This window comes from uncultured Campylobacter sp., from assembly GCF_938017615.1.
GTDB lineage: Bacteria > Campylobacterota > Campylobacteria > Campylobacterales > Campylobacteraceae > Campylobacter_B.
In genome coordinates, this window is record NZ_CALIJA010000052.1 from 1 (window position 1) to 11179 (window position 11179).

Annotated in this window: 14 protein-coding genes; 1 reads left to right on the forward strand and 13 read right to left on the reverse strand. The window is 49.1% G+C overall.

Annotation, left to right across the window (positions count from 1 at the left end):
• The coding region (locus Q0620_RS02245; protein WP_298783040.1) for a M42 family metallopeptidase at positions 1–956 on the forward strand (956 nt) is incomplete at its 5' end.
• A 411-nt stretch (positions 957–1367) separates the two neighbouring features.
• Here Q0620_RS02245 and Q0620_RS02250 read toward each other — a convergent pair.
• The 13 genes from Q0620_RS02250 to Q0620_RS02310 form a co-directional block, all read right to left on the reverse strand.
• The gene (locus Q0620_RS02250) at positions 1368–1646 is read right to left on the reverse strand and encodes an acyl carrier protein (protein WP_295152246.1); all 279 of its coding nucleotides are present in this window, start codon (positions 1644–1646) and stop codon (positions 1368–1370) included.
• Positions 1639–1905: a phosphopantetheine-binding protein gene (locus tag Q0620_RS02255; protein WP_177388711.1), complete on the reverse strand. Its 267-nt coding sequence runs from the start codon at positions 1903–1905 to the stop codon at positions 1639–1641. Before Q0620_RS02255 ends, Q0620_RS02250 begins: the two co-directional genes overlap by 8 nt.
• The gene (locus Q0620_RS02260; protein WP_298783041.1) at positions 1902–2657 is read right to left on the reverse strand and encodes a lysophospholipid acyltransferase family protein; all 756 of its coding nucleotides are present in this window, start codon (positions 2655–2657) and stop codon (positions 1902–1904) included. Before Q0620_RS02260 ends, Q0620_RS02255 begins: the two co-directional genes overlap by 4 nt.
• The gene (locus tag Q0620_RS02265; protein ID WP_298783042.1) at positions 2654–3748 is read right to left on the reverse strand and encodes a hypothetical protein; all 1095 of its coding nucleotides are present in this window, start codon (positions 3746–3748) and stop codon (positions 2654–2656) included. Before Q0620_RS02265 ends, Q0620_RS02260 begins: the two co-directional genes overlap by 4 nt.
• Complete coding sequence (locus tag Q0620_RS02270; RefSeq protein ID WP_298783043.1) at positions 3738–5288, reverse strand: beta-ketoacyl synthase chain length factor; 1551 nt, start codon at positions 5286–5288, stop codon at positions 3738–3740. Before Q0620_RS02270 ends, Q0620_RS02265 begins: the two co-directional genes overlap by 11 nt.
• Entirely contained in the window at positions 5278–5700 is a 423-nt protein-coding gene (locus Q0620_RS02275) for an excinuclease ABC subunit A (protein ID WP_298783044.1), read from the reverse strand. Before Q0620_RS02275 ends, Q0620_RS02270 begins: the two co-directional genes overlap by 11 nt.
• 10 nt (positions 5701–5710) lie before the next feature.
• A complete protein-coding gene (locus Q0620_RS02280) occupies positions 5711–6940 on the reverse strand; it encodes a beta-ketoacyl-ACP synthase (RefSeq protein ID WP_298783045.1) in 1230 nt (409 codons plus the stop codon).
• Positions 6934–7668, reverse strand: a complete 735-nt coding sequence (gene fabG, locus Q0620_RS02285) for a 3-oxoacyl-ACP reductase FabG (protein ID WP_298783046.1) — start codon at positions 7666–7668, stop codon at positions 6934–6936. Before fabG ends, Q0620_RS02280 begins: the two co-directional genes overlap by 7 nt.
• A complete protein-coding gene (locus tag Q0620_RS02290) occupies positions 7661–8089 on the reverse strand; it encodes a hypothetical protein (RefSeq protein ID WP_298783047.1) in 429 nt (142 codons plus the stop codon). The genes fabG and Q0620_RS02290 overlap by 8 nt, the downstream gene beginning before the upstream one ends.
• The gene (locus tag Q0620_RS02295; protein WP_298783048.1) at positions 8086–9591 is read right to left on the reverse strand and encodes a beta-ketoacyl synthase N-terminal-like domain-containing protein; all 1506 of its coding nucleotides are present in this window, start codon (positions 9589–9591) and stop codon (positions 8086–8088) included. The genes Q0620_RS02290 and Q0620_RS02295 overlap by 4 nt, the downstream gene beginning before the upstream one ends.
• The gene (locus Q0620_RS02300; protein ID WP_298783049.1) at positions 9572–9988 is read right to left on the reverse strand and encodes a hypothetical protein; all 417 of its coding nucleotides are present in this window, start codon (positions 9986–9988) and stop codon (positions 9572–9574) included. Before Q0620_RS02300 ends, Q0620_RS02295 begins: the two co-directional genes overlap by 20 nt.
• A complete protein-coding gene (locus Q0620_RS02305) occupies positions 9985–10527 on the reverse strand; it encodes a 4'-phosphopantetheinyl transferase superfamily protein (RefSeq protein ID WP_298783050.1) in 543 nt (180 codons plus the stop codon). The genes Q0620_RS02300 and Q0620_RS02305 overlap by 4 nt, the downstream gene beginning before the upstream one ends.
• Before the next feature lie 307 nt (positions 10528–10834).
• Entirely contained in the window at positions 10835–11074 is a 240-nt protein-coding gene (locus tag Q0620_RS02310) for a hypothetical protein (protein WP_298783051.1), read from the reverse strand.
• Positions 11075–11179: the final 105 nt, after the last annotated feature.

Consider the following 11179-nt stretch of genomic DNA (forward strand, 5'->3'; position numbering starts at 1 on the left):
ATGCTATTGAATGGGTAAGAAAAGAATTAGAAAGCTTAGGAGTAAAAAAATATAATATAACAAAAAAAGGTGCATTAATTGCTTATGTTAAAGGGAAAGATTCTAACTATAAAAAAATGATTTCTGCCCATGTTGATACTTTAGGAGCAGTAGTAAAAAAAGTTAAAAAGAATGGAAGACTTGAAATTACTAATGTTGGAGGTTTCGCTTGGGGATCAGTTGAAGGAGAACATGTAACAATACATACTCTTTCTGAAAAAACATATACAGGAACTATACTTCCAATCAAAGCTTCTGTCCATGTTTATGGAGATGTTGCTAGAGAAATGCCAAGAACAGAAGAAACAATGGAAATAAGAATAGATGAAGAAGTTAAAAGTGATGGAGATGTTCTAAAATTAGGTATTTTACAAGGTGATTTTGTTTCTTTTGAAACTCGTACAAGAATTTTAGATAATGGTTATATAAAATCAAGATATCTAGATGATAAATTATGTGTTGCTCAAATTTTATCTTATATAAAATATTTAAAAGATAATAAATTAAAACCAAAAACTGACTTATATGTATATTTTTCTAATTATGAAGAAATTGGACATGGTGTATCAATTTTCCCAGAAGATTTAGATGAATTTATTGCAGTTGATATTGGTCTTGTTGCAGGTGAAGATGCACATGGAGATGAGAAAAAGGTACAAATTATTGCTAAGGATAGCAGAAGTACATATGATTTCACTCTTAGAAAAAAACTTCAAGAAACTGCTAATAAAAATAATATAAAGTATACTGTTGGTGTATATAATAGATATGGTTCAGATGCAACAACTGCAATCTTACAAGGATTTGATTTTAAATATGCTTGTATAGGACCAAATGTTGATGCAACTCATCACTATGAAAGATGTCATAATGATGGAATTGTTGAAACAGTAAAATTATTAATAGCTTACTTATAAGTTTTAAGAATAGAAAACACTTAGAAAAATTTCTAGGTGTTTTCTATTTAAAAATAAAATGATATTAAAATTTTTGAAATTTTATGAAAACAGCGGTTGCAAAAGAAACAACGTCTTTTAAAATTTCAAAATTTCATTCAAGCTCGCGGATAAAAATTTTAGCTCGTAAAGCGCTTTACATACTAGCCTAAAAGCGGCAGACAAGCGGGCTTTAAGCCGCGCCGCTAAGCGCTAAGCCCGTAAAAGCCGTTCACCGCACACCTTTGATAATATGTGCCGCACGTTATCAAACCGCCGCGCGCCGTCAAACAAACGCCGCCTATGTTATCCGATCGCCCGCTGCCCCGTGCCGCCGCAAAGTAAACTACCAAACCGCAACACCCGCGATCTTGCCGCGACGCACGGCGAAATTTAACTCTCGCCGCCCGTAGTCTCCACGCTCGCGCCCTGATCGAGCTTCGCGGCTACGGCATCCACGATGTCGCCAAGGGTTTGGATATTTTTAAAATCATCGGGCATCAGCTTGTAGCCGGTGTTTTTCTTGACGTAATCGACCAGATCGATCGCGTCGATGCTGTCGATCTGCAGATCCTCGTAAATTTTAGCCTCAGGCACGACCTTGCTCTCGTCGATCTCAAAGAGCTCCACGAGCGCCTTTTTTAAAATTTCAAAAATTTCATCTTTACTCATTTTTACTCCTATTTTCGGCGATGTATTGCGCCAAAGACGCAACGGATGAGAAAATTTGCTTTAAATTTTGGGTTTTTGAGTTAAGCACGATGCCGTATTTCTTCTGCACCAAAAGCCCGAGCTCCAGCGCATCGACCGAATCGAGCCCGAGCCCGTCGCCAAAAAGCGGCTCATCGTCATTTATGTCGCCGGGCGCGACGTCTTCGAGGTTCAGCCCCGAAATGATCAGCTCCTTAAGTTCCAAAATTTCTTCGTTCACAGATTCTCCTTTTCATATAGATTTGATATTTTTTCGTAGAGTTTGCGCACGCGGATCGGGTTTGGACGATCCGGCTCGAAGCCCGTTAGATCCAGCGCGCACAGCTCGTAGAGGTCGTATCTCATACGAACCTCGGGCGTATCGTACCATACTTGTCCTTTTTTTAGGCTTTTAGGATCCATTTTTATCGCGACGCAGTTTATGTTTTTTGCGAAATTTATCGCGATGTAAAACGCCGCTTTGTGCATGGCGATGCGATCCGCGGTGCGCGTGCCCTCGGGGAAGATGATTAGGCTTTCTCCTCGCGCAAGGGCGCTGTGGCACGCATCTATCATCGCTTCCGAGCCGGTATTTGGGATGTAGCCCGCGGCTGCGATGGCGGCGGAGAGGAAGGGGTTTTTGCACAGACTTTCCTTGACTACGCAGTTTGCGCGCCGCACGTGAGCTAAAAAGATCACCACGTCAAGCAGGCTGGGGTGGTTTGCGATGATGAGAGTGCCGCTAGGCGGGAGTTTGCAGCGCCAGTTCACGCCGATGCTGCCGTAAAGTCGCGCTAGCAGCAAAAAGATGCGCCACGAGATCATTATAAAATCGCGTACGAAATTTCGCACGACCTCTATGCGGTTTAGCCGCAGCAGCGCTACGGGGAGGAAGAGTAGGTTGCCTATCATACACAGCGCGCCGAAGCTTGCGAAGGATAACGCGATGCCGATCTGTTTAAGCTTGCGCCTTAGCGGATCTGTCTGCTTCATTGCGCAGCGCCTCTTTCGTCGGAGATTTTACGGCAGATTTTGTTGGAAATTTTACGGCTCTCGGCGAGGGTTTTGTTGTTCTCGGCAGGGATTTGATGGTTCATCATGCGCGCGATCTCGATAAAATTTTTACGGCTTGCCGTTTGCCGCATCGTAGCGGAGTTTTTACAGTTCTCTGCGCGCGATATTTCGCCTTGCGGCGTGTGCTGAAGCAATAGAGCTTTCATGGTCTGAGGGGAGGCGATCTCGGCGCTGTGCATGTGCCGAAGCAATAGAATTTTTGTGACGCGCGATAAACTGCAATCTTGTAGAATTCCCGCCGTTCGCCGTGCGTATTGCCTCGGTGAAATTTCCATAGCTTGCCGCATGCTTCGTCGTGCGTATTGCTGCGATGGAATTTTTATCTTTTGCTGCACATATCGTTGCGGTAGAATTTCGGCGGTTTGCCACGCGCGCCGTTGCGACAGAATTTCTGCGAAGCGCCATATACGCTGCTTTGGCGCCACCATACGACGCGCCGTCTGATTAAATTTATAGCTCGCGGCGCCGCAAAATTTAAAATTCATCGCAACGCCTTGTCGTATGCATTTTGCCTGAGAGGCTACTCGGTTGATCGCGCGGCTAAATTTAAACTTGTAGCGCAAGCTTTGTTTTGCTAAATTTATGAAATTTACAACTTGCCGCGCGTACTGTTTCAGTGCGCCGCATCTGTCTTTATAGCGGAATTTTACAGTGTACTGCTGCGGTAAAATTTTTATAGCCCGCAACTCGCACCGTTTGGGAGAATTTTTTTCAGTTCGTTGCGTATGCCTCGGCAGTGTATTTTCGCAGCGCGCCTCATTGCAACGCGATTTGGAGGCGTATGGCGCGCGCCCTTTAGGCGTGCTTTTAAGATGCACCGTTTGATCAAGTCTGTGTTTGATGGCGCTGCTAAATTTAAAACTTTCACTATATCCGCGTTTGGCGGAGCGGCTAAATTTAAAGCTATTCGTTCGCGCCGTTGCGGCTCTGCGCGGCCTGGGATTTTGATCAAATTTGCTCGTCTCGCCGCGCTTGCTCATGCGATGAAATTTTGCTATTTTAGCGCTCACGATTTTGCCTTAAAAAAGCTGCGATTTTGGCTGGATCTTTGACGCGCCAAAGATAGTCTAAAACCCCGTCGCTGCTGCGCCATTCGCGCTTACCGGAGAGGATTTTAGCCAAAAATTCCACCGCGGTATCTAGCGGGATCTCGCCGCCCTCTTTAAAGCTTCGTAAAATTTCATTCTCGGTTCGCGGTTTCGGATTTTGCGCCTCTAGGCTCTGCGCCGTTGCGTCCGCAACGTGCGGCGAAATTTCGATCTGCATGTCATCTCCGCGCTGAAGCACCAGAAGTAGGGCGCAGGCGAAGTCGCAGCGCTTCAGATAGTCGTTATTTGCCTCCTCAAAATAGCAGAGCAGGGCGATTTTATCGTTACCCGACTTGTATTCGCCGTCCTTGCCATCTTCGTTTGCGTCCTGCGCGGAGCCGGAATTTTCCGCGCTTTCTTTTAGCCTTGCAGCGGCGATTATTGCGCCGTTTTCGAGCGCGCAGGCTGCTGAGATCGTCGAAATTTCGGCATGGTTTTGCGTAAAAATCGCATTTTGCGCCGCGATAGCGTTGAGTACGCTGACGCAAAAGCTCGAAGGCGAGACGCTTTCGCTCATTGAGCCGAGCAGGCTAAAACAGCGGTTGATCTCGCCCAGGCGCGAGCAAAAAACGAGCGGCATTCCTTCGGGCTGCGTCGCGGAGCTTTGCATCGCATGATCGCAGGTTTCCGAGCTTTCGTTTGTTTTGGAATTTTGCCTCGCGAAATTTAAGGAATTTTCATTTGCCGAATCTAAATTTTGCGGCATAAAATTTAAAGAATTTTCATTTGCGAAATCCTGCGGCGGCGGGTTTTGTGCGGCGGTGCGGCTTTTGCTTGCATCTAAATTTTGAGGTGCGAGATTTAAGGAGTTTTCCTCAGCTAAGCTTTGCGGCGCATTTTGCGAAATTTCGCCTAAAAGCGAGATGCAAAGTTTCGCCCCGAGCCCCAAGCGGCGGCGCTGCAACGGCGGAATGTGCTCAAGAGCCGGTTTTTTCCTTAAAGCTTCTAGCGCTAAAATTTCATCTTTTAAGCGGGCGTGAGCAGAAATTTCTAAATTTTCTCCAGAGCTGTTGTGTAAGGCCTCGTCCTTGCGTGCCGCGAAATTTTTATAAAGTCCCGTCGTTTCTTCGGAGCCGCAATCAAAACCGCGCAAGGGGTTAAATTTAGATGCATCCGCTTTGTAATTTAATCCTCGCTGCGAGCCGAGCTTAGTAGAATTTTCATCAAGACCTTCTGCGGCAAGGTTACGACCCGCGCTTTCGCTATTTTCGCGCGCTGCAAAATTTGCGGGATTTATAGAATTCTGCTTGCAGTCCAGAATATCTGTAAAATCTTGCGTATAATTTAACGCGAAATCATACGTAAAATTTTGATCTGCATCGCAAGCGAGATCGGAATTTCCGCCTAAATTTACTTCGGAAATTCCGTCCGAGCAAGCGGCGAAATTTTTATAAAACTCCGCCGGCTCGCCCGAAATTATCGCGCTTGCGTAAGCTACGCCGAAGCTTAGTTTATTTTGCAATATAGCCTCTTAGCGTGACGCCGTTCATTATCGAGCCTACGCCGCATTCAAACTCTTTGTCGCTCACGAAAACGTTTTTATAATAGTAGCTCGTGATATTGACGACCTTGTTGCCGCCCTCTTTTTTGGCGCGATCTTGAAAACTAAGCAGCGCCGATAAAAACGCGCGGTTGCATGCGGCTTGATCGGTCTTATTGATGCTGTTTGTTTTTTTATTCGAGCTTAGCTGCTGCGTGATCTTTCTGCCTGCGGATTTATTGCCGAAGTAGAATTTTATGTTCGGATCAAGCTTGGCTTTAGCGTCGGGTTCTGCGAGTGCCGCGGCGATAGGGAAGCGCATGATGTCGTTTTTGGCATAAGCCGAATTAGCGACAAAAAGCGTCGCAACTACGAAAAATAGAAATTTTTTCATTTTCTCTCCTTTAGTCGATAAATTTTTTAAAAATCAAAGATGTGTTCACGCCGCCGAAAGCGAAGTTGTTATTCATAACGTAGTCCGTCTCTATCTCCTGCGGCTGTGTGAGATATCTAAGCGGCGCACACTGCGGATCGATAGCTCGTAAATTTAGATTCGGATAGAATAGCCCCTCGTTCATCATCATCACTGAGATGAAGCTCTCTAACGCCCCGCACGCGCCCAAAGTATGACCCAAATATCCCTTATAAGAGCTCACGGGCGTCTGCGAGCCGAAAATTTCATGCGTTGCCGTAGATTCTGCAACGTCGCCCTGCTTGGTCGCCGTAGCGTGGGCGTTTACGTGCCCGATGAGATCCGGCGAAATGGCGGCCCCTTTGAGCGCCAGCTGCATCGCCGCGCGCATAGTCTCACTCTGTGGACGGGTGATATGCGTGCCGTCACAGGTCGTGCCGAAGCCCACTATCTCGGCGTAAATTTTAGCGCCACGCGCAAGTGCGCTTCTTAGGCTTTCTAGTACGAATATAGCGCCGCCTTCACCCAAAACCAGCCCGTCGCGCGCTATATCAAACGGCGCGGGGCTGAGGGTAGGGGTGTCGTTTTTACAGCTTGTCGCGTAGAGCTTATCAAATACGAATGCCTGGCTCGGGTGTAGCTCGTCCGCGCCGCCTGCCAGCATCATATCCGCAAGGCCGAATTTTATCGCTTCATAGGAGTATCCGATCGCTTGAGACGCGCTCGTGCACGCAGAGCCGGTGGGGATGAGCCTGCCTTTTAGTCCGTAGTAGATCGCGATATTCGCAGCGACGGTGTGGGGCATCATCTTGACGTAGGAGTTGGCGTTGAAGGTGCTATCCTTGCCGTGCAAAATATCTACGACCTCGCCAGTAGCTTTCGCATCGCCGCTGCAGCTACCCGCTGCGACGCCCATACGGCCGTCCTTGATGCGCTCGTCTTTCAAAAGCCCAGCATCCGCCAGAGCTTCGCCCGCGGCATCTACGCCAAACATCGCTACCTTGCCCATCGAGCGAGTATCTTTGCGGTTCCAGTGTGCAGGCGGCGCGTAGTTTTGTATCGGCGCACCAAGCCTGGTGTTTAGCTCCTCGCCGAAGATATCCCATTCGCTCATATAAACTACGGCGCTTTTTTGCTGCGCCAAATTTTGCTTTATGCTTGCCCAGTCCCGTCCGAATGCACAGACGTTGCCAAAACCCGTAATAACTACTCTATTTAACATAATCCACCGTCTATTTTAATAACCTCTTTTGTGATATATGCGGAATTTTCGCTTAGTAAAAACTCCACCAAATGCGCCACCTCGCTCGGCTCGCCGATGCGGCCTAGCGGGATCGCGCTTAAAATTTGCTCGCTTGCAGCTTCGTTTATACTCTCGCTCATCGCCGTTTTGATGAGCCCGGGAGCCACGACGTTTACCGTGATCTTGCGGCTTGCAAGTTCTATCGCTAGCGATTTTGCCGCGGCGATTAGGCCTCCTTTGCTAGCGGCATAGTTGCTCTGGCCGCGGTTGCCGGCAATTCCGCTAACCGAGCTCATCACGACGATACGCCCGCCCTTTTTGGCGCGGATCATCGGCATCAGCGCGGGCTTTAGGACGTTATAAAACCCGCCCAAATTCGTATCTATCACGCTTTGCCAATCCTCGCGCTCGAACCACACGAAGGAGTTATCTCGCGTGATGCCAGCGTTTAGCACGATGCCCCAGTATGCGCCGTTTGCCTCTATATCTGCTTCGATCCGCTTCTGCGCCGCAGCGGTATCTGCGACGTCAAATTTTAAAATTTGAACTTCCGCCGCGCCCGCATCCGAGCAACGCTTCGCCACGTCTTTTAGCTTTGCTTCGTTGCGCCCGTTTAGCGCCAAGCCGTAACCCTTTTGCGCTAAATTTAACGCGCACGCCTCGCCGATACCGCCGCTTGCTCCGGTGATTAAAATTCTCTTAGCCATTTATACTCTTTATCATTTCGTCGCTCGCACGCATTACGCTTAGCGTGGCGCTTGCGATATGTTCGCCGCCGCAGCGGATCTCGCAGTCGAAGATATATAGCCCCTCGCCGTCGCTCACGCTCTGCCTCGCCGTCGCGATCACGCGCTCACCTACCTTCAGGCTTGAGCGCGAAATATCGAGGTTCCGCACGCCCAGCAAAAACCCGAGCCTTGCCTCGCCGCCGTTTCGGTGACCCGAATAGGCGCCTATGCACTGCGCCATGATCTCCATGTATGCGTAGCTGCCGAGCTTGCCGTCTTCTGTAAACGGCGAGTCCTCTTTAACGCTAAACGCGCAGCTCGCATACCCGTCGCTAACCTCTAAAATTTCATCCGCGAAGACCATATATCCGCTCTGCGGTAGGATGCTAGAGGCTTTCATACGCGTCCTATTATGGTTACGGCGTTGTCGCCGCCGAAAGCAAAGCTTAGATTCATCGCGGTATCTACGCGCGCTTTTTTGGCTTCGCATGCGAGATTAAATTTAGACAGCGCAGCCGGAATTTCGCTCGTTTGCGAAGCTTGATCCGCGGCGTCTTTTAAAATTTTATCATCTAAAATTTTATCGTCCGTGCCATGCAAAGCTTTAGACGCAGCCAAAATTTCATCCGCGCTGCTTTTTAAAATTTTACCCTGCGCGTTTTGCAAATTTTCATCGCCCAAGCTGCATGAAATTTGATCGCTTTTGCTGTTTAAAATTTCATCGTTTCGCTCGCCGTGCCGCGCCTGCACGCCGCGAAAAATTTCAGCCTCCGAGCCGCCCCAAATTTTATCATTTGTAAAATTCGGCGGGATCACGCCTTGCCTGATCGCCTCGTAGCACACGGCAAGCTCGATCGCTCCCGCAGCGCCCAGGGTGTGTCCGGTCGCCCATTTTGACGAGCTCGCGGGCGCTAAGGGTAGGGCGGCGCTCATAGCCAAAGCCTCCATCGCGTCATTGGCCGCAGTGCCCGTGCCGTGTAGATTTACGTAGTCCACGCTTTGCAGCTGCGCCGATTTTAGCGCGGTTTTGATCGCTGCGATCTGCATGCGCGCGCTAGGATCGGGCTTGGTGATGTGGTAGGCGTCGGAATTTGCGGCATGAGCCAAAAGCGCGATGTCGCTTATGCGTTCGCGCGAAAGCACGAATGCGCAGGCCCCTTCGCCTAGATTTGTGCCTGATCGCGCCTCTGAAAACGGCTTTAGCGGCTGCTCGCTTAAAATTTCAAGTGCGCTAAATCCCTGCAGCGTGAGTTCGTCTAATGCGTCGGCGCCGCCGAACACAACCGCGTCGCAAAGTCCCGCGTAGATGAGGCGCGAAGCTTCGATGAGAGCTTTGTTTCCGCTGGTGCAAGCGCTCGAAACCCCGATCGCGACGGATTTTAGTCCGAAGCGTTCGCGGATAAAATTTGCGGGGTTTGCGTGGGAGTTGCGCTCGAAGCAAAAGTTTTTAAATTTATCGTCTGCGGCTTTCGAATTTTTGGCGAAATTTTCGCCGTTCATCGCAGAAATTTCACTGCGCGGTGCGGGGCTTTGGCAGCCTTGCGAGATGAAATTTCCCGTGTCTTTACCGCAAGCGAAAAATTCCGCATAGTTTTCCTGCACGCCGGTGTTGGTAGTCGCAAACACCACTCCTACGCGGTGCGCGCCGAATTTTTGCACGGCTTGCTCTATTTGCTCTTGCATGCCGAGGCAAGCGTAAAGCGCTAGGGCGTTCGTGCGCGTGGCGTAGGCGCGATCTTTGATCTGCGGCAGTGGCGTATCCACGCGCCCAAAGATGAAATTTTTGCCACAGACGCTAAGTTTTCGCAGAGCGGATCTCTTCTCGCACAGCGCGCTAAAAAGCTCTGCGGCGCTGTTTGCGCCCGCACAGATGAGACCAGGGCTACTTAGATACTGCGTCATATCGGCGCCCCTTTGCGTTTATGGCGAAATTTGCTTTATCCGCATTCTCAAGCAGGGCTAAAAATACTAGCTCGCTCTGTGAATCGGGCGGCAGGAAGCCGTCGTTGCGAAATTTCGCCTCGCCGCCTTTGATCGATAAAATTTTACGTGCGATCGGCGCGCCTAGCATATCGAGCCAGACGAGCTTGTAGCGGCTCTTCTCGCCGTCTGCGGGTGAAATTTTTGAGATCAGGGCTCTGCTTTTTACGCCGTTAGGATCAGTCAAGATAAACTGCTTTTGGCTAAATTCAGCTATCTGCTCAGGCGCCTTGCGCGCACATCCGCCTATAAAAAACGCGGCGCAAAGCAGAATGAAAGCCGTTTTAGAAATAGCGTAAAAACGATAAACAGGTCTCAAAAATTCTCCCTAAAAACGAGCGAAATCAAAATCTCGCCCTCCAAAATATAGCTCTTATGTGACCACGCCCTGCCGCGCTCATCAAACGCCAGAGCCCCGCCGTCTGCGCCGCGCGCCAGCCCCACGCGAGCAAGTGCGTAAAAACCTAGGCTTCGCGCCTTAATCAGCGCCTCTTTGATTGTGTAAATTTTATAAAAAACAAGCGCTTTTTCGCTCTCGTCCGCTGCCGCCAAAAGCTCGCGCTCAAAGGCGTTGAAACAAAACTCGCTCGCCGCGGCAAAATTCCGCGGTTTTAAAATTTCAAGATCGAGCCCGAATTTTTGCCTCGCTAGAGCCACGGCGACGATCGTTTTGCCCTCCGCGCTTTTGTGCGAGATGCAAAATCTGCCGCGCTTTTTAAAGCGCGCCTTAAGCGCCCGCGAAACGCGAAACTCGCGCAGATGACCTCGCGCGCGCGCCAGCTTCTTATCGCGCCTGCTCAAAAGCCGCCTCGGGGCGCACAGATCCTCGTCGGTGATTAAAATTTTTATCTCGCTCATAAAGCTCTGATTTTACTAAAATAGTCTTTATAAAAATATAAAATAGCGCCGCAGCGTTGAAATTTCGTTTAAAATTTATTTGATGCGATTGGGTTCAAAGGCGCACTAAAACATAAAATTTATCGCGTTTGCGCTAAGGCCTCGGGCGCGGTAAAATTTTAAAATTTAGCTCGTTTGCGATCTGCGCCGCGCGCTTTTTTTTGGTTCGTCGCGTGTCGTTATGCGGCGTCGGTTGTGTTCGTTACGCTCGTCTTTCGCCAATCTCAAAGCAAAGCTTCTAGGCGGGACCGTTCTGTTTGGTTAAATTTTAGAGTAGCGGCGGCAAGCGGCGCAGGGTTTGAAAACATCGGCGCGGAATTTTAAAAATCCGCGATAAAATTTCTACTGCGGGCGGCGTTTGCGCCGGAGCTTTTGCGACGAAATCTAGATGCGTCGTGCGATGAAATTTTAAAATTCCGAAGCGAAATTTAAGATCGCGAGCAGTGCGTGGTGCAGCAGGCATCGTAACATAACAGCGCAAAATTAGCCGCATTTGAATAAACGGCATAAAATTTAAGCGCTCCTAAATACGACAGCTCGAGATTTAAATGTCCTTAAACTAAAGCGGTTCGAAATTTAATCGTGCTTAGCTACTGCAACCGCATTAAATTCT